Annotated in this window: 15 protein-coding genes; 3 read left to right on the forward strand and 12 right to left on the reverse strand. The window is 56.9% G+C overall.

What is annotated here, in order from left to right; translation table 11 throughout:
* Positions 1-10: 10 nt before the first annotated feature.
* The 10 genes from icmF to ACKGJP_RS21155 form a co-directional block, all read right to left on the reverse strand.
* A complete protein-coding gene (gene icmF, locus ACKGJP_RS21110; protein WP_409340776.1) occupies positions 11-3,262 on the reverse strand; it encodes a fused isobutyryl-CoA mutase/GTPase IcmF in 3,252 nt (1,083 codons plus the stop codon).
* Between the two features lie 49 nt (positions 3,263-3,311).
* Entirely contained in the window at positions 3,312-4,754 is a 1,443-nt protein-coding gene (locus ACKGJP_RS21115) for a bifunctional 2-methylcitrate dehydratase/aconitate hydratase (RefSeq protein WP_409340777.1), read from the reverse strand.
* Positions 4,754-5,890: a 2-methylcitrate synthase gene (gene prpC, locus ACKGJP_RS21120; RefSeq protein WP_409340778.1), complete on the reverse strand. Its 1,137-nt coding sequence runs from the start codon at positions 5,888-5,890 to the stop codon at positions 4,754-4,756. The genes ACKGJP_RS21115 and prpC overlap by 1 nt, the downstream gene beginning before the upstream one ends.
* Positions 5,877-6,815 (reverse strand): methylisocitrate lyase, encoded by a 939-nt coding sequence (gene prpB / locus ACKGJP_RS21125; protein ID WP_409340779.1) that lies wholly within the window; start codon positions 6,813-6,815, stop codon positions 5,877-5,879. The genes prpC and prpB overlap by 14 nt, the downstream gene beginning before the upstream one ends.
* On the reverse strand, positions 6,812-7,951 hold the full coding sequence (locus ACKGJP_RS21130; RefSeq protein WP_409340780.1) for an acyl-CoA dehydrogenase family protein: 1,140 nt from the start codon (positions 7,949-7,951) through the stop codon (positions 6,812-6,814). Before ACKGJP_RS21130 ends, prpB begins: the two co-directional genes overlap by 4 nt.
* A 135-nt stretch (positions 7,952-8,086) precedes the next feature.
* Positions 8,087-8,950, reverse strand: a complete 864-nt coding sequence (locus tag ACKGJP_RS21135) for a 3-hydroxybutyryl-CoA dehydrogenase (protein ID WP_409340781.1) — start codon at positions 8,948-8,950, stop codon at positions 8,087-8,089.
* 249 nt (positions 8,951-9,199) lie between these two features.
* A complete protein-coding gene (locus ACKGJP_RS21140; protein WP_409340782.1) occupies positions 9,200-10,393 on the reverse strand; it encodes an acetyl-CoA C-acetyltransferase in 1,194 nt (397 codons plus the stop codon).
* 12 nt (positions 10,394-10,405) lie between these two features.
* Positions 10,406-11,560 carry an acyl-CoA dehydrogenase family protein gene (locus tag ACKGJP_RS21145; RefSeq protein WP_409340783.1) on the reverse strand — a complete coding sequence of 385 codons (1,155 nt, stop codon included), beginning with the start codon at positions 11,558-11,560 and terminating at the stop codon, positions 10,406-10,408.
* Positions 11,561-11,834: 274 nt separating this feature from the next.
* On the reverse strand, positions 11,835-12,029 hold the full coding sequence (locus tag ACKGJP_RS21150; RefSeq protein WP_409340784.1) for a DUF4177 domain-containing protein: 195 nt from the start codon (positions 12,027-12,029) through the stop codon (positions 11,835-11,837).
* 30 nt (positions 12,030-12,059) lie between these two features.
* The gene (locus ACKGJP_RS21155; RefSeq protein ID WP_409340785.1) at positions 12,060-12,452 is read right to left on the reverse strand and encodes a hypothetical protein; all 393 of its coding nucleotides are present in this window, start codon (positions 12,450-12,452) and stop codon (positions 12,060-12,062) included.
* Between the two features lie 296 nt (positions 12,453-12,748).
* On the opposite strand from ACKGJP_RS21155, the gene ACKGJP_RS21160 reads away from it, so the two are divergent.
* Together ACKGJP_RS21160 and ACKGJP_RS21165 are read left to right on the forward strand one after the other, a co-directional pair.
* Positions 12,749-13,351, forward strand: a complete 603-nt coding sequence (locus tag ACKGJP_RS21160; RefSeq protein WP_409340786.1) for a TetR/AcrR family transcriptional regulator — start codon at positions 12,749-12,751, stop codon at positions 13,349-13,351.
* The gene (locus tag ACKGJP_RS21165; RefSeq protein WP_409340787.1) at positions 13,348-13,773 is read left to right on the forward strand and encodes a DUF3995 domain-containing protein; all 426 of its coding nucleotides are present in this window, start codon (positions 13,348-13,350) and stop codon (positions 13,771-13,773) included. Before ACKGJP_RS21160 ends, ACKGJP_RS21165 begins: the two co-directional genes overlap by 4 nt.
* A gap of 92 nt (positions 13,774-13,865) precedes the next feature.
* Here the strand turns inward: ACKGJP_RS21165 and ACKGJP_RS21170 are convergent, their stop codons facing one another.
* Positions 13,866-14,603, reverse strand: coding sequence for a gamma-glutamyl-gamma-aminobutyrate hydrolase family protein (locus ACKGJP_RS21170; protein WP_409340788.1), 738 nt, complete (start codon positions 14,601-14,603; stop codon positions 13,866-13,868).
* 297 nt (positions 14,604-14,900) lie between these two features.
* Between ACKGJP_RS21170 and pyc the strand changes: the two genes are divergently transcribed.
* A complete protein-coding gene (gene pyc / locus ACKGJP_RS21175; RefSeq protein WP_409340789.1) occupies positions 14,901-18,368 on the forward strand; it encodes a pyruvate carboxylase in 3,468 nt (1,155 codons plus the stop codon).
* Positions 18,369-18,478: 110 nt separating this feature from the next.
* Here the strand turns inward: pyc and ACKGJP_RS21180 are convergent, their stop codons facing one another.
* Positions 18,479-19,057 (reverse strand): permease, encoded by a 579-nt coding sequence (locus tag ACKGJP_RS21180; protein ID WP_409340790.1) that lies wholly within the window; start codon positions 19,055-19,057, stop codon positions 18,479-18,481.
* Between the last annotated feature and the right edge of the window lie 57 nt (positions 19,058-19,114).

Below are 19,114 nucleotides of genomic sequence, written 5' to 3' on the forward strand. Positions count from 1 at the left end.
CGCTCCCCCCTTACATATTTCTGCGATATTGGCCGCCAACCTCATAGAGAGCATGCGTAATTTGGCCGAGGCTTGCCGTCTTTACCGTCTCCAGCAGTTCCTCGAATACGTTGCCGCCATCCAGGGCAACCTGCTGCAGCTTGGCTAACGCCGCTTTCGCTTCTCCTTTATTTCGTTCCTGGAAAGCCTTCAGATTGGCGATCTGTCCCTCTTTTTCTTCCCGCGAGGCGCGGGCTAACGGAATGGTCACTTCCCTCTCGGCGTTCGCATCCGCCCTTTGAAACGTATTGACGCCGACGATCGGCAGCTCCCCGTTATGCTTTTTCGTTTCGTACAGCAGCGATTCGTCTTGGATTTTCCCGCGTTGATACTGGGTTTCCATCGCACCGAGAACGCCGCCCCTATCGCCGATGCGTTCCAGCTCGCGAAGCACGGCCTCTTCCACGAGCGCGGTCAACTCTTCTACGATAAACGAGCCCTGCAGCATATTCTCGTTCTTGACGAGCCCGAGTTCTTTGCCGATAATGAGCTGAATCGCCACCGCCCTGCGAACCGATTCCTCCGTCGGGGTCGTAATCGCCTCATCGTACGAATTCGTATGCAGTGAATTGCAGTTGTCCCAAATCGCCATAAGCGCTTGCAGCGTCGTGCGGATGTCGTTAAAATCGATTTCCTGCGCATGCAACGACCTGCCGGACGTTTGAATATGATATTTGAGCTTTTGGCTGCGCTCGTTGGCCTTGTATTTCTCTTTCATCGCCACCGCCCATATGCGTCTTGCCACCCTGCCGATGACCGTGTACTCCGGGTCGAGCCCGTTGCTGAAGAAGAACGACAAGTTCGGCGCGAAATCGTCGATGCGCATCCCCCTGGACATAAAATATTCCACGTACGTAAACCCGTTGGCCAGCGTAAAGGCGAGCTGGGAAATCGGATTGGCGCCCGCTTCGGCTATGTGGTAGCCGGAAATCGAAATGGAATAATAATGCCGGATTTGATGATCGATAAAATATTGCTGCACGTCGCCCATCATCCGCAGAGCGAACTCCGTCGAGAAAATGCAAGTATTCTGCCCCTGATCCTCCTTCAAAATATCCGCTTGCACCGTCCCCCGCACCATCCTCAGCGTCTCCGCACGGAGGCCGGCGGCTTCCTCCGTCCCAGGCTCCCGGCCGGTTTCCTGCCGAAAACGCTCCGTCCGGTACGCCACCGCCGTATTCATATACATGGCCAGAAGCACGGGGGCAGGGCCGTTTATCGTCATGGATACGGACGTCAGCGGGTGGCATAGATCGAAGCCTGCAAAAAGCTTTCGCATATCGTCCAGCGTACAAACGCTGACGCCGCTTTCGCCGATTTTGCCGAAGACGTCCGGCTGCTCGCCGGGATCTTCGCCATACAGCGTAACGGAATCGAAAGCCGTGCTCAACCGCTTGGCTTGATCGTTCTGAGACAAGTAGTGAAACCGCCGGTTCGTCCTTTCCGGCGTGCCTTCGCCCGCGAATTGGCGCTTCGGATCCTCGGCCGTCCGCTTGAACGGAAACACGCCGGCCGTATAAGGGAACCGTCCCGGTACGTTCTCCAGACTGAGCCACTCCACCAGGTCGCCCCAATCATGGAACTTGGGGAGACTTACTTTCGGCACCTGCAGACCGGACAGGCTTTCAACCGTTAGCGGAACGGGTTCGTCTTCTTGACGGCCGCCCGGCAAACATTTTTCTTTGTAGCTTCGCTTCAGCTCCAGCCATTCCGCCAGCATGCGGCGCGTATCCGCACTCATCTGCGACTCGTATTTGCCCTTAAGCTCCTCCAGCGCTTGCACGCCTTCCGCCAAGGGAGCATCCTCGTTTTCGAGCGCCTCGAACGCGCCTTGGATTCGGTAGCAGACCCGGGCGTTATCGGCTTCGCGTTCGACCATAGAACGGTAACCGCGCACCGTGTTTACGATTTCGTTCAGATAGCGGGTACGGTCGTTCGGAATGATCGATCGCTGCCTTGGAACCGGCGCTAAACCGGCATGGTTCGCAGGCGAAGCCCGGATAAACGAGCATTTTCGGTTCAACGTTTCCAGCAGAGCTGTAAACAAGGCATTGACGCCTTCATCATGAAACCGGCTGGCGATCGTACCGTAAACGGGCATCGATTCGTAACGTTCGGCAAACAGCCCGCGGCTGCGCTGCATTTGCTTCTTGACGTCGCGCAGCGCGTCCTCGGATCCTTTGCGCTCGAATTTATTGACGGCGATCAGATCGGCTTCGTCGATCATTTCGATTTTCTCGAGCTGGGAGGACGCGCCGAACTCGCTAGTCATGACGTAGAGAGAAACATCCGCAATGGCCGCTATGGTCCGGTCCCCCTGTCCGATCCCGCTCGTTTCCACGATGACAAGATCGTAGCCTGCCGCCTTCAAGACGGCAATCGCTTCGCGGATCGCATCCGGCAGTTCTTTCCCCGAGCTGCGAGTCGCCATGCTCCGCATATACACGCCGCTCGTATGAACGGCGTTCATGCGGATACGGTCGCCCAGAAGCGCGCCGCCCGTTCGCTGCTTGGTCGGATCCGCCGACAAAACGGCCACTTCGATGGCCGGATCGTGACGCAGCAGCCGGCGGACGAGCTCGTCGGTAACCGAGCTTTTGCCTGCGCCGCCCGTCCCGGTTACACCGACGACGGGAACCTTCGGCTGCCGCTGCCTGATGGTCTCGAACGCCTCCTTTATGTTATCGGGAACGGAGTCCTCTCCCGCCATGACGTTCTCGGCGATCGTAATCCACCGGGCGACGCTTCGCTGCTCGCGCCGGAGCAAAGCATCGATATCCGGCAAATCGCCGGCTGCCGGATCGAAGTCGCATTGCTCCAGCATGACGTCGATCATTCCCTGCAAACCGAGCTTTCTTCCGTCTTCCGGCGAGAAAATGCGGGATACCCCATAATCGTGCAAAGCCCTGATTTCAGAGGGAAGAATAACACCGCCTCCCCCTCCGTATACGCGGATCCGATCCGCGCCATTTTGCTTCAGCAGATCGATCATGTACTTGAAATATTCCATATGCCCGCCTTGATAAGAGGAAACGGCGATTCCTTGCACGTCTTCCTGAATGGCGGCCCGCACGACTTCATGAACGGACCGGTTATGTCCGAGATGGACGACCTCCGCTCCGCCGGCCTGCAAAATTCTCCGCATGATGTTGATCGAGGCATCGTGACCGTCGAATAATGCGGAAGCGGTGACGAATCTGACCTTATGCTTCGTTCGCCTCATGGCTAACCCTCCTTCGAGGCAGCTGCCGTCCGCGGTGCAAGCAGTAGCGTCAAATGACGAACATATCGACGAAGCGGTGCACGGGCGTCGACTCCAGCCGCTCCCTATCCCGGCATAGGCTCTCGATCGCATTCGCCTGCTTGAAGGGAAAGCGCGAAGCCACATTCGCCGTGAACTTCCGTTCCAGCTGCGGGATCCCTTCGCGCCTTCTTCTCCGATGGCCCAGCGGATACTCCACCTCGATCCGCCGCGTGGAGGTGCCGTCTTTGAAGAAGCACTGTACCGCATTAGCGATCGATCGTTTGTCTGGATCCAAATAATCGGCCGAATAGCGCGGCTCCTCGGCCACCTCCATCTTCGCGCGCAGCTCGTCGATTCTAGGATCGCCCGCCGCCTCGTCCTCGTAGTGATCCGCCGTTAACGTCCCGAAGACAAGGGCTGCCGCCACCATATACTGCAAACAATGATCCCGGTCGGCAGGATTATGGAGCGGTCCCGCTTTATCGATAATCCGAATGGCGGACTCGTGTGTGGTAATCGTAATTTTGCAAATATCATCCAGCTTGTCTTTTACGTCCGGATATAGTGCCAAAGCGCATTCGACCGCCGTTTGGGCATGAAACTCCGCCGGAAACGACAGTTTGAAAAGCACGTTCTCCATCACATAGGAGTCCAGCGGACGCGCAAGTCGAAGCGGCTTTCCTTCGAACAGAACGTCGCTAAAGCCCCAGGTTTGCGCGGTCAGCGCCGACGGATAGCCGATCTCCCCCTTCAATGCGATCATGGCGAGCCTTACCGCCCGGCTCGTCGCGTCGCCCGCAGCCCACGACTTGCGGGGACCGGTATTCGGCAAATGCCGGTACGTCCGCAGCGGGTGCCCGTCGACCCATGCATGAGACAAAGCGCTCACGATCTCCTTCTTGGCGCCGCCCATCAGATGGGTGACGACAGCGGTTGAAGCGACCTTAACGAGGATGACATGATCGAGTCCGACGCGGTTGAAGCTGTTTGCCAGCGCAAGAACGCCTTGAATTTCATGCGCTTTGATCATCGCGGTCAGCACGTCCCGCATCGTGAGGGCCGGCTCGCCTGCGGCCGTTCTGGAACGGCTGACATAATCCGCCGCCGCCAAAATACCGCCCAAATTATCGGACGGATGCCCCCACTCCGCAGCGAGCCACGTATCGTTATAATCGAGCCAGCGGATCATGCACCCGATGTTGAAGGCGGCGGTTACCGGGTCGAGGATATGCTGCGTACCGGGTACCCGTGCGCCGTTCGGCACCGTCGTCCCCGGAACGACCGGACCGAGCAGCTTGGCACACTCGGGATAACGGAGCGCGAGCAAGCCGCAGCCCAGCGTATCCATCAAACATAGCCTCGCCGTCTCGTAGGCTTCCGGGCTGACGATCACATGATCGGCGACATAATCCGCGAGCTCCGTAAGCAGCGGATCGGGATCAGGTCTCAGGTTGCTGCCGCGCTCGGACATCAGGCGCCGCCCCCTTCCCGGCGCGCAGAAAGCGGAAGCCAAGCTAACGGCTCCGGCCCCGTATATGCGGCGCTCGGCCGAATGAGCCGGTTGCTCCCGCGCTGCTCGATAATATGCGCCGCCCAGCCGCTGACGCGCGAAATGACGAACAGCGGAGTGAACATTTTGGTCGGAATGCCCATGAAGCGGTAGGTGGACGCACTGTAAAAATCGAGGTTCGGAAACAGTCCTTTCTCCCGCCGCATCACCTGCTCGATCCGCTCGGAGCACGCGTACATGCGTCTATCGCCCGCTTGCTCGGAAAGCCTTTCCGACCATTGCTTGATCCTATCGGATCTTGGGTCGGATACCGTGTAGACGCGGTGGCCGAAGCCCATGATCAACCGCTTTTGCGACAGCATCGCCAGGATCCCTCCCTCCGCCTCGTCCGGCGAGCGAAACCGGTCGATCAGCTCCATCGCCGCCTCGTTCGCCCCTCCGTGAAGAGGCCCCCGAAGCGTGCCGATCCCGGTCGTTACCGCCGAATACATATCCGACAGCGTGGAAGCCGTCACTCGGGCCGCGAATGTCGATGCATTGAACTCGTGCTCCGCGTACAAGACGAGCGACACGTCCAGCGCCTTCGTATGAATGTCATCCGGTTCTCGTCCGTGCAGCAGCCTCAGAAAATGCCCGGCGACAGTCGAGTCGGCAGTTTCCGTATCCAGCCGCTTTCCCGAAGCATGGTAGTGGTGCCAATACAGCAGCATGGAGGCGAAGCTGGCCAACAGCCGGTCGGCAATGTCCGTTTCAGACCGGCCGTCTTCCTCCGGCTCGAATGCCGCAAGGGCGGAGCAGCCGGTTCGCAGCACATCCATCGGGTGCGTGCCGGCCGGCAGCAGCTCCAGCATCGTCCGCAGCCGGTCGGGGAGCCGTCTGAAGCCGGCGAGTCTTTTTCGGTAGTCCGCCAGTTCTCCCGACGCAGGAAGCCTGCCGTAAATAAGCAGGTATGCCGTCTCCTCGAACGACGCCTCGCTTGCCAAATCGTCGATCGAATAGCCCCGGTAATGAAGGCCTTTGCCCGATTTCCCTACTGTGCAGATGGCCGTACGGCCGGCGATGACGTCCGCCAGCCCTCCGGACTTATGAGCCGTCATTTTCATTCCCCCTTTCCGCCCCGAACAATCGGTCCAGCTTCTGCTCGTACTCGTAATAATGAAGAACCTCGTAGAGTTCCGCTCTTGTTTGCATAAGCCCAACCGCGCTTTGCTGCGAACCTTCGTTCCGCAATATTTTATACACCTGCATAGCGGCTGCGCTCATGGCGCGAAAGGCCGACAACGGATATAAAGCGAGCCCGACTCCGGCTTCCCCCAGCTCTTTGGCGGTAAACAGCGGCGTTTGGCCGAACTCGGTAATGTTGGCAAGAATCGGCACCTTTACGGCTTCGGCAAACTTGCGGTAATGATAGAAGGAGGCGACCGCTTCCGGAAAAATCATATCCGCTCCCGCCTCGACGCAAGCGCATGCCCTCTCGATCGCCGCATCCAGTCCTTCCGCGGCCAATGCGTCGGTCCGGGCCATGATCGTGAAATGCGGATCCTCCCGTGCGTCCGCCGCAGCCTTGATGCGATCGACCATCTCCGTCCGGCTGACGATCGCTTTGTTCGGGCGATGCCCGCACCGTTTCGCCGCCACCTGATCTTCGATGTGGACGGCGGCCGCTCCCGCCCGTATCATCTGCTTCACGGTGCGGGCGATTTGAAAAGCGCCACCGAAACCGGTGTCGGCATCGACAAGAAGCGGAAGCTCCGTCACGCTCGTTATGCGACGCACGTCCTCCAGCACGTCGTTCAGCGTCGTAATGCCGAGGTCGGGCATCCCGAACGAAGCGTTCGCAACGCCGGCTCCCGACAAGTAAAGGGCGCGAAACCCGGCCCGCTCCGCCAGAAGCGCCGAGTAGGCATTAATCGCACCGACGACCTGCAGCGGTTTCTCGACTGCCGCCGCCTCTGTCAGCCGCAATCCGGGGGACTTGCTCATGGATACGTTCACCGCCTTCGCCCAAAATACTGCCTTCATTTGTTCAGCAGCTGATTGCCGATCACGATCCGATGAATTTCATTCGTTCCTTCGTAAATCTGGGTAACCTTCGCATCGCGAAACAGCCGTTCGGCCGTATGCTCCTTCATACCTCCGGCAGCGCCGAGCAGGCGCACCGCTTCACCGGCAATCGCTACCGCCGTGTCGGAGGCGAACATTTTGGCCATCGACGCTTCCTTCGTGCAGAGCAGCCCTTCCTGACGCAGGTAAGCGGCACGATATACGAGCAGCCGTGCGGCTTCCGCCTGAGCGGCCATCTCCGCCAGTTGAACGTGAAGCGGCAGCAGCCTCGCACCCGATCGCGGGGCGCCGCGCTTCAGCAAATGACGTTTAGCGGCTTGAAGCGCGGCTTCGGCGATACCCAGCGCTTGCGCCCCGATCCCGATTCTGCCCCCGTCCAGAGAGCCTTTTGCAATCGCGAACCCTTGGCCTTCCTCACCGAGTCTTCGATCCGCCGGAATAAGCACGTGATCGAAAATAAGCTCGCACGTATTCGATCCGTGCAGGCCCATTTTCTTTTCCTTGTTGCCGATGCGAAAACCGGGGCTATCCTTCTCCACGAGGAACGCCGTTATGCCCATGGCTCCTTTGGCAGGATCCGTTACCGCAAACGTCACATACAGGTCGGCTGCCCCGGCGTTCGTAATGAACACCTTCGTCCCGTTCAACAGATAACCGTCCCCGTCCCGCACCGCCGACATGCGGATCGAAGCGGCGTCCGAGCCTGCTTGCGGCTCCGTCAGCGCGAACGCGCCGAGCCATTCGCCTTTGGCCAGCTTCACCGCGTATTTGCGTTTTTGCTCATCCGTTCCGTATTGCACGATCGGCGAGGTTGCAACGGAAGTATGGACGGACAGGATGACGCCGACGGCGGCGCTCACCCGCGATATTTCGTTAACAGCCAACACGTATGAGATAAAATCGGCCCCCGCCCCTCCCCATTCCTTGGCGATGGGAATACCCATGAGCCTCTGAGCTGCCATACGGCGGATCAATTCGTGCGGAAAGGCGTCTTCGTTTTCCATTCGTTCGACGGCAGGACCGACTTCATGAACCGCGAAACGGCGTGCCGCTTTTCGTACCTTTGCCTGCTGTCCGGTTAATCGGAGCTCCATCGATCGCCCCTCCCTTCCGCAAGGCTTCTGTCCATGACAGGAGGCAGACTGCGCTTTATTTTCCTTGCAGCACAGACTTCCGTGCGTATTCCGCCGAAGAACAGCGGCTGCAGTACCGTATGCATGCTGCCGTTCTCATGCCCGAACGGAGTCGTAAGAATAAAACCCTTTACCCGCTTTGCGTCCCAGCCAGCCGGCCGAAACGTATTTGCGCAGAAGCGGACAAGGGCGGTATTTCGGATCGCCGAAGCCCTGAGCGAGCGTCTCCATGATCGACAAGCACGTATCCAGACCGATGAAATCCGCCAGCTCCAGCGGGCCCATCGGATGATTCATCCCCATCTTCATAACCCGGTCTACATCCTGCGGCGATGCCACCCCTTCATAAACGGCGTAAACGGCCTCGTTTATCATCGGCATCAAAATGCGGTTGCTTACGAAGCCCGGGAAGTCCCGCACCTCGACAGCCGTCTTGCCGAGTTCCGCCGCGAGGGCCATGATCCGGCTGCATGCGTCATCCGAGGTTGCGATCCCGCGGATCACTTCCACGAGCGGCATCAGAGGCACCGGATTCATAAAATGCATGCCGATCACGCGCTCGGGCCGTTCGGCCGCTGCCGCAATATCCGTTATCGGCAAAGAAGACGTATTCGTCGCGAGCACGGTGCCGGGCGGGCACAGCCGGTCCAGCTCCTTGAACAGCATCCTTTTGATTTCCAGCCGTTCCGGTGCGGCCTCGATCACGACATCGGCTCCTCCGGCATCATTCAGATCCGTAGTAGGGACGATCAGCGCCAAGCAGGCCGACTTTTGCTCTTCCGTGACGCTCCCTTTCTTGACCATTCGGGAAAGAGAGCTACTGATTCCTCCGACTCCTCGGTTCACCGCTTCCCGATCAATATCGTAGAGCGTGACCGGGAAGCCGCGCTGCGCGGCCGTCTGCGCAATTCCGCCGCCCATCTGGCCGGCGCCGATGACCATGATGCTTCGGACGCCCATCCTCTCACCCCGGCTTCCGTCAATGATGAAATGAGTGATGCTCAAAGGTTATTCGACACAAACATTTCATGGAGTATTGTCGTGCAAACTGACATAAGACGGAATCTTACCCGTTGTGCTCCCCAATTGGTAAGGAGAACCTGACATGATTACAGATTTTAGCGCCGTATACACTCTTAACTCATACCAGAGCCATTTCCTGTTTCTAGCCGGAAAAGAGACTTTGGCATCGTCAAATTCGTACTCCTCTCACCCCTCTACCCGGACCAAAACGGCGTCGCCCTGAGCGCCTCCGCTGCAAATCGCGGCAATGCCGAGACCTCCCCCCCTCCGCTTCAGCTCGGCGATGAGGGTTAAGACGATTCTCGCTCCGCTTGCTCCAATCGGATGCCCTAGCGCGATAGCGCCGCCGTTTACATTGACCTTTTCCGCATCCCAGCCGATTATTCGTCCGCTCGCAAGCACGACCGCGGCAAAAGCTTCATTGATCTCAAACAAATCGATATCTTCCAGCTTGAAGCCGGTTTGCTTCAGCAGCTTGCGGACCGCCAGCGCCGGCGTAACCGCAATCGCTGAGGCTTCCGCCCCGACGGCGGCGTGCCCTAAGATTTGTGCAAGGGGCGTATAGCCGCCTTTTCGAGCATATTCCATCGACGTCAAAATCAAAGCCGCCGCACCGTCGTTCATCCCCGGCGCATTGCCCGCCGTAATCGTCCCGTTCTGGTCGTAAACGGGAGGCAGCCTCGCCAGCTTGCCCGCGTCCGTATCGGCCCGCGGACATTCGTCGGCATCCATGACGGCCGGGACGCCGCTGGAAGCAGGCAAAGCCGAAACCGTCACCGGGACGATCTCCTCCGCGAACTTCCCCTCGCGAACGGCGGCGAGCGCTCGAAGGTGGCTTCGCAGCGCCCATTCGTCCTGCTCCTCCCGGGTGATGCCGTATTCTCGCGCGGCCTTGCTGCCATGAGCAGCCATAGGGACGTTATCGAAGGCGCACGCCAATCCGTCATGGATCATGAGATCGGTCAAGACCGCATCGCCGAACCGCAGTCCCCAGCGAGCCGCCGGAATGGCGAAGGGAGCGCCGCTCATGCTTTCCATGCCGCCCGCAAGCATGACCTCCGACTCCCCGGCCAGGATGCTTTGATGGGCTAACGTTAGAGCGCGCATACCGGAGGCGCATACTTTGTTGACCGTCTCCGACGGTACGCTCCAATCGAAACCGGCTAATCTCGCGGCCTGACGGGAAGGGATTTGCCCGGCACCCGCCTGCAGCGCCATGCCCATGATAATCCCTTCGACCTCGTTCTCCGATAGCCCCGCCTTATGCAAGGCTCCTTCCATGGCGGCAGCCCCCAGTTCTACCGCTTTAACCCCCTTGAATCCGCCCCCGAATTTGCCGAAAGCCGTTCTCGCGCCGCCGATAATGACCGTTTGCCGCATTCGGGCACCTCCCTAGCCATCCGTCAACATCCGCTTTATTTCCTCTTCGTCCGTCCCCCCGGTTACGCCGTTTGCCTGCAGCCATTTGGCGTCACGCAAGAAGCGTTCGACCCGGTACTCCCTCATATACCCGTAGCCTCCGAACACTTGCACCACCTCGATTCCGATTGCGGCGGCGGCGTTTAGGGAATATCGTTTCGCCATTGCCGCTTCTCTGGCGAAAGATAACCCCGCGTCCAAACGCCACGCCGCTTGATACGTAAGCAGCCGCGCGGCATCCAGCTTCACCGCCATATCGGTAAGCTTGAACGAAATCCCTTGCCGCCTGCCTATCCGTTCTCCGAATTGTTTGCGCTCCTTTGCGTATCCGACGGCCGCCTCCAGCGCGCCTTGCGCGATGCCTACCGCCTGTGCAGCCGCGCTTAGTTGACCGGCGGCAAGCGTAGACCTGAGTATTTCCATTCCTTGCCCGGCTTTCCCGATCCGACTGCTTTCGGATAGCCGGCATGCCGTAAAACGCAATTCGTTCATGGACATAGACCGAAGCCCCAGCTTCCGCTTTTGAGATTTGCCGGCATCATATCCCGCATCTCCTTTATCCACGACGAAAACGGATAGCCGATCCCACTTCTTCCCATACGGTTCCCGCTCAAACGCATAGACGAGGAATAAATCCGCCTCCTCCGCACCGTTCACATACGGATGCGTCCCTTCCAGTACGAGGCTTCCGCCGCTTTCCGGCCGAACGTTTATACCGTGCGTCCGTACTCCCCGCCGACCGGATCGATAAGGAAAAACGGAGGCGCCAAGCTTCGTTCCGCCGGCTAACGCATTCAATACATCCCCTTTCTGCTTCTCGTCCCCGTACCTGCATAACGGCCACCCCGCATGAGCCGTGTGGCCCCCTAGAACGGCCGCCGTCGAGGCGCAAACCCTGGCCAGCTCCTCCGTTACGACGGCGAAAGTCAGCATATCACTCCCCGCTCCGCCGTATCGTTCCGGCCAAGGAATACCGGCAAGGCCCAGGGCCGCTATTTGATCGAACAGCTTGCGATCGAACTGTTCCGCTTCGTCGCGTTCCCCGGCGCCAGGGGCGACCTCCTTCTCTGCAAATTCGCGAATGACCGTCCGGGTCATCTCCAGCTCTTCGGGCAAACGAAACCGCATCTCCCCCTCCTCCTCAAACGTTTCCCTTAAGAAACGCAGCATCGTATACGGCAAACCGGATTATTGCTGAGCTGCCTTCCGATGTGGACAAAGTTCGACGGTTTTTGCGTGTATCGTAGTATATGAACGAAATGGAAGCTCCATGATCGCTTTATGGGCGTAACCTTATTAGAGGCCGGCCATTCAGACCGAATTTACTCCAACGGCAAAAGCCACCTCTCTTTTCCAGGCAAACGAAAAGAGCGCCTATTTGGCGCTCCCCTTCTCGTCAAGCCTATCGTCTTCTTTTGAATACCGAAATCACATCCCGAGACGATCCCTCGGCCTTGCTTGTATCGAAACAGGAAACGAGCTCCCAGCCTTCACGGCCTAACGCGTTCAACTGCTCTTCGAATTCCTTTTCGTCGATTTTACCGCCCAGAAAGCCGCCGGTTTTGTATTTGTGCGTTTTGTACTCCCAATGTTCCATGTTGGTTCCTTCCTTTCGCCCGGATATGTATTAATCGGTCGGATACAACTTGTCAGCCATCGCGTCATACAGAAACATTTGATCGTTTCCGCACGCCTTCGCATGATAGAAATAGTAGTCGGCTCTTTTCTCGAAAAAATTGTATTGCGTCTGCCGGCTGCTCGATACGATCGCAACTTCTTTGCAGCCTTGCGCCTTGTAGTGGGACTTCACCAGTCGTATTCCTTCGCGCTTGTTCATCGGATCGTGCATCGGACCTTTATAGTAGACGACCCCGATCAAGACGGACAGCACGACGGCTACAGCGGCGTATACCCGCTTGTCCGCCTTCTTTCCCGCGGCGATTGCGCTTTGATAGAAGGCCAAACAGCAAACCATAACGATCAGAATGAACAGTACGCCGACCGACACGATAAAGATCACAGCCGTCCCTCCTCGCGTTCCCGCTTATCGCCCACGCGCATGCGCGGCATCCCTTTTACCATTCGATAACCGCGCGCATTTTTCCTCTATCGCTTAGGCGTTTCGGCTAACGCATGTCCAAAAGGGGGTGGCTAAAGCATGCCGTATCCGCTATCGCTTATACGATTTCTTACCGAACAGGTTTCATAACCGCTTGAAAATAAATGAAGTCCGTATATAATTATGACTATGGTCATTATATGACCGAAGTCATTTTTTTTAAAATAGCACATCTCAAGAAGGAGTCGGCTCCCGCCATGCTGAGATCGGCCAGAAAGCAGCAATTGAAAGACCAGATTTTCATGCAAGCGTTACGCCTGTTTAACGAAAAAGGCTTCGACAACGTCACGGTTGAGGAAATTACGCAAGCTTGCGACATTGCCAAAGGGACGTTTTATAATTATTTTCCGAGAAAAGAATCCATTTTGCTCCATTTCGGCATGATGCAGCTCGATTCGGTCAACCAAAGCATCAACCGTTATGCGGATATACCCGATCTGAGAGAAAAGCTGATGCTCCTTTTTGGCGATTTGTTTCAGCGCTACGCCGCGCAGCCGGGGATGATCCGGCAAATGATCGCCGAGCTGCTGCGTTCCGGTCTACTCATGCAGGAAGAAATAAGCATGATCCAAGCATTCCGGAATGCGCTCGTCCCCCTGCTGGAAGAGGCGCAACGTAACGGCCAGCTTCGGGAGCGTGCGGCATGCGAGGATGCTGCCGCCGTCCTGACCGGCGTCTATTTCAATGCGCTGATGGTTTGGCTTTCGACGGACGGCAAGGCCGGTCGGTTGGAGGACATTTTCCGGAGACACTTCGATATCGTTTGGGAAGGAATGCAGGCGGGAGGCGGCAAGGGATGAACGTATGGTTCGCCGTTTCGGCGCTGCTGTTAGCTTTATTAAGCGGAATTCACGTGTACTGGGCATTCGGAGGGAAATGGGGCTCCGACGTAGCCGTGCCCGTTACCTTGTCCCGGCAGCCGGCTTTCGTTCCGGGCAAAATCGGAACCCTCATCGTCGCATTGCTGCTCCTTGCCTCATCTGCGCTTTTGGTGATCGAAACCGGCCTCGTTACCGGTATATCCGAGTATTCGCCGGCTACATGGGGCTGCCTGGTTTGCGCCGTCGTCTTTGGGCTAAGAGCGGTCGGCGATTTCCGCTATGTCGGAATAGCCAAAAAAATTCGCGGCACCCGATTTGCCGTCTACGACAGTTTTTTGTTTACCCCGCTATGCGCGCTGCTGTCCTTGATGTTTTTTATGGCAATTGGAACGGGAGGCTGACCGACATGACAAAGGAACGGTTTCTGATCGCCGGCGGCGGCATTGCCGGCTTGACGGCAGCCATTGCCCTGCAGCAGTTTGCCATTATTTTCTCAAGTATTGCGCTCCAGATTCCCCTCTACCCGAATGCTCTCCGCGCGGCTTGCCTCCACGAAAGCCTCGAACAGCTTGCGCGATACCTCATCCGTTCCTGCCGTGTCCTCGGGATGCCACTGTACGCCGAGTAGGAACGGGTGCTTCTCGCCTTCTACCGCCTCCACGATCCCGTCGTCGGAGCTTGCGGTGACGCGCAATCCGGGCGCGGGCTCCTTCACGGCTTGATGGTGAAACGAGTTCACTTTAAATGCCGATACACCCGCTATTTTATGCAGCAGGCTTCCCTCCACTGCCTTTACATTATGCGACAAATGGCATCTCGGCGCCCTTTGGGTGTGCTGGTGAGTGTTCGGACACTGGGTCGCGATATCTTGATATAAGCTGCCTCCAAGCGCCACGTTCAGCACCTGAATGCCCCGGCATATGGCAAAAATCGCTTTTTCCCGTTTCACGAACTCGCGCGCCAGAATGATTTCGACCCGGTCCCGTTCCGGCGTCACCCGGCCCAGTTCTCGATGCGGCCGCTCGCCGAAATAACCCGGATCGACATCGGCGCCGCCCGACAGCAGCAGACCGTTTGCCGTTTCCGATAACGCAGCGATGTCTTCCTCGCTCAATCCGAACGGTACGATGACGGGTATGCCCCCGGCTTTCCGGATTTGATCGGCATAGGCATGCTTAAGCGTAGCAAGCTCATCCTCGTAATTAGGCGTAATAGCGATGATCGGTTTCATCGGCTTCCCCCATTCTAGTCAAGTCGGCATACGAACATTTGAGCCGAAACCGGCACTGTTCGGTTCCATCATATCGCCTTTCCCGCCGCTTCTCAATCGCTAAACAAGCACGGTCACGCCGTTAATTAGACGCCTGTCAATTAATCGACTAATTTATTTTAATATGACATACTAATTCATTTTCGTGTTATGATTATGATTATGATTATGATTATTGGAAGAAGTCTTTGTGTTTCTTAATGCGGCATGAGTATAATGGAAGTACAAGTAAACCACCAACGGAGGAACAGGGATCCTATGAATGAAGCGAGGAACATCAGAAGGTTCAAAAAAATTCTTGTAGCCAATCGCGGCGAAATCGCAATCCGGGTTTTTCGTGCGTGTACGGAGCTAAACATCCAGACGGTTGCCATTTACTCGGAACAGGATAACCTTTCGCTTCACCGCTTTAAAGCGGATGAGGCCTATTTGATAGGCAAAGGGAAAGGCCCGATCGAGGCTTACTTGGACATTGAAGACATCTTGGAAGTGGCGAAGCGCCACGATGTCGACGCGATTCATCCCGGCTACGGCTTTCTGGCCGAAAACGAACAGTTCGCCAAACGCTGCGAAGAGGAAGGCGTCGTCTTCATCGGGCCGAAATCGGAGCATATCCGCATGTTCGGCGATAAAGTCATCGCGCGTCAAATGGCGATTCAAGCCGAGCTTCCCGTCATTCCCGGAACGACCGATCCCATCGCCTCGCTTCAAGAAGCCATGCTGTTCACCAAGGAGCACGGCTACCCGGTCATCATCAAAGCTGCATCTGGCGGCGGCGGACGCGGCATGCGGATCGTACGGGATGCGGACGAGCTTCAGCCCGCACTCGAAAGAGCGCGTTCGGAAGCCAAGTCAGCTTTCGGGAATGAAGCCGTTTATATCGAGAAGTATTTGGAGAACCCGAAACACATCGAAGTGCAGGTGCTTGCCGACAACTACGGCAATGCCGTCCATTTATTCGAACGCGATTGCTCCATTCAGCGCCGTTATCAGAAGGTCGTCGAGGTTGCGCCGAGTCTGACGCTTACCGAAGAGCAGCGAAACGACATTTGCCAGGCAGCGCTTCGCCTTGCGGCGAACTCCGGCTACATCAATGCCGGTACGGTGGAATTCCTCGTTACGAGCGACGGCCGCTTCTATTTCATTGAAGTAAATCCGCGTATCCAGGTCGAGCACACGATTACGGAACTCATTACGGATATCGATATCGTACAATCCCAAATTCATATCGCCGAGGGCTATGCGTTGTCGGACGCGCAGATAGGCATCGCTTCCCAGTCCGCTATCCGGATCAACGGCTTCGCGATTCAGAGCCGGGTGACGACGGAGGATCCGGACCGCGGCTTCGTGCCGGATACGGGCCGGATCGTCGCTTACCGTTCGGGCGGTGGCTTCGGCGTTCGTCTGGATACGGGCAACAGCGGGGTCGGGGCCAACGTAACGCCTCACTACGACTCCCTGCTTGTCAAAGTATCGACGCATGCGAGCACCTTTGAGCAAACCGCGCGCAAAATGCTTCGTACGCTTAAGGAATTCCGGATTCGCGGCGTCAAAACCAATATTCCTTTCTTGGAAAATGTGGTGCAGCATCCCGACTTTCTAAGCGGCAACTACAACACCTCCTTCATCGATACGAAGCCGGAACTGTTCGAATTCGTGCAGAAGCAGGACCGCGGCACGAAATTGCTCAAATATATCGGGCTCACGACCGTCAACGGGCACCCCGGCATTCCGAAGCTTCAAAGAAAGCCGGAGTTCGACGAAGTGAGAATCCCGAAAATCCCGCTCAAACAGCCCTATATTCCGGGAACGAAGCAAATATTGGACGAGCAAGGCGCTTCCGGGCTAGTAAAATGGATCAGCGGACAAAACCGCGTCCTCGTCACCGATACGAGCTTCCGCGACGCGCATCAATCACTGCTTGCGACGCGCGTTCGCACGTACGATTTGCTGCAGATCGCCGAAGAAACGGGCAAAACGGCTCACGATCTGTTCTCCTTGGAAATGTGGGGCGGCGCAACCTTCGATACGTGCATGCGTTTCTCGAACGAAGATCCTTGGGAACGTCTGATCAAATTGCGCAAAAAAATACCGAACATTCTATTCCAAATGCTGTTCCGCGGGGCCAATGCAGTCGGCTATGCGAACTACCCGGACAATGTCATCAAGAAGTTCATTCATACGTCTGCGCATGCGGGCATCGACGTATTCCGTATTTTCGACAGCTTGAACAGCATCGACAACATGCGTCTGGCCATTGACACCGTATGCGAAACCGGCAAAATTGCCGAAGCCGCGATCTGCTATACCGGCGATATTCTCGATCCGAACCGCGCCAAATACAATTTGAAATACTACGTCAATATGGCGAAGGAACTGGAGAAGGCCGGCGCCCATATTCTCGCGATCAAGGATATGGCATCTCTGCTGAAACCGTATGCGGGCTACCAGCTGATCAAGGCGCTTAAAGAGGAAGTCGGCATTCCGATCCACCTTCATACGCACGATACCAGCGGCAACGGCGGAGCGCTTCTGCTCAAGGCCGTCGAAGCAGGCGTGGACATCGTGGACGCGGCAATCGGCTCGATGTCGGGCATGACGTCGCAGCCTAGCTTGAACTCGCTTATTTTTGCTCTGGAGCATGAGGAGCGCGCAACGGGACTTGATGACCGTTCCTTCCAGAAGCTTTCCGATTATTGGGAGGACGTGCGCCGTTACTACGCTCCTTTCGAGTCCGAAATGAAAGCGAGCAGCGCCGAGATTTACCGTCACGAAATGCCGGGCGGCCAGTACAGCAATTTGCAGCAGCAAAGCAAGTCCGTCGGACTCGGCAGCCGCTGGGAAGAAGTAAAAGAAGCTTACAGCACCGTCAATCAGATGTTCGGCGACATCGTCAAAGTCACCCCTTCCTCCAAAGTAGTCGGCGATATGGCTCTGTTTATGGTCCAGAACAATTTGAAGCCGAACGATGTGATGGAACGCGGTGAATCCCTTGACTTCCCGGAATCCGTCGTACAGATGTTCCAGGGATATTTAGGCCAGCCGCAAGGCGGCTTCCCTGAGGAGCTTCGCGACATTATTCTTAAAGGACGCGACTACTTCACGCGTCGTCCGGGAGAGCTGCTGCCGTCCGTCGATTTGGACGAACTCCGCGGCAAGCTCGAGAAAGAGCTGAACCGCGATATTACCGATTACGATTTGATGTCCTACATCATGTACCCGAAAGTGTATGTGGAAATGCTCAAAAAAGCCGAAGGGTTCGGCGACTTGTCCGTCCTCGATACGCCGACATTCTTCTACGGCCTGGCAGTCGGCGAAGAAGCCGCGATCAGCATCGAGCAAGGCAAAACGCTCATTGTCAAGTTGGTCATGATCGGAGACATTCAGCCTGATGGCCACCGCACCATCTATTTCGAAATGAACGGGCAGCCTCGTGAAATTGCGGTTAGAGACGCATCCGCCAAGGTCACCCAGCAACACAAAGAGAAAGCGAATCCGAGCGTACCCGGTCATATCGGGGCCAGCATGCCGGGCAAGGTGCTCAGCGTGAAGGTTAAGCAAGGGGAAGAAGTGAAGAAAGGCGACCCTCTTCTCGTCAGCGAAGCGATGAAGATGGAGCTCGTCATTCAAGCTCCTTTCGCCGGAACGGTCAAAGAAATCGTCGTGAAGGCCGACGAATTCATCGAATCGGGCGACCTGCTTATTGTCTTGGAGCCTAAAAGCTAAACCAATTTTTCCGAAACGCCCTCTCGTCTTCCAACAGGAAGACGGGAGGGCGTTTTTGCGGCGGAGCCGTTCGAACTATGCGATCCTTTATCTCGCCTGGGAACTATCTCTCATCCAATGCCAATCACATCGGAGGCAAGCGCGGCGACGAGCAAAACGCTTAATGCGGCTGTTGCGGCAACCCTAAGCCTATTTGTTTTTGCGTCATGGCCTCGAAGCGACGCAGCCGATCGGTAATACAAGATCGCTCCGGCTGCGATAAGCGCAGCTTCCACCGCAATCTCGGCATAAGGATATTGCCATAATCCGAAGCCAAAGGTCGGCAAATCGCCCCAGTTGCCGGGCAGCAAGGGCATATCCGCCCGATGCACCAACAGATCGAGCAGCCAATGGCTGAATACGACGGATCCGATAGCCGCGCCGCCTCTTTTCCCCCACCTTTTCCCCGCCATGAGCCCGGCAGCAAGCGCTATCAATAAGGCTCCGAGCAGCGAATGGGTGTAATCGGCATGAATGATATGCTCTCCGAAGCCTCCATCCGCTACCGGCTCCATCGTTTCGATACCGGATAGGAACAAGGGTACAAAAATGACATCAAGCAGCTGAGTGCCGAGCATGAGCGCCCAAAGCGGCGTCTCCGGCGATTTCGCTTTTACGGCTGCGGCCAAACCGAAATGTCCTGCGAACATATTCCGCTCACCCCTTTCCATTCGCGCGGCGTAATTTGGCATCCAGCCAGCCGCAGC

The organism is Paenibacillus litoralis, from assembly GCF_046244365.1.
Taxonomy (GTDB): Bacteria; Bacillota; Bacilli; order Paenibacillales; family NBRC-103111; genus Paenibacillus_V.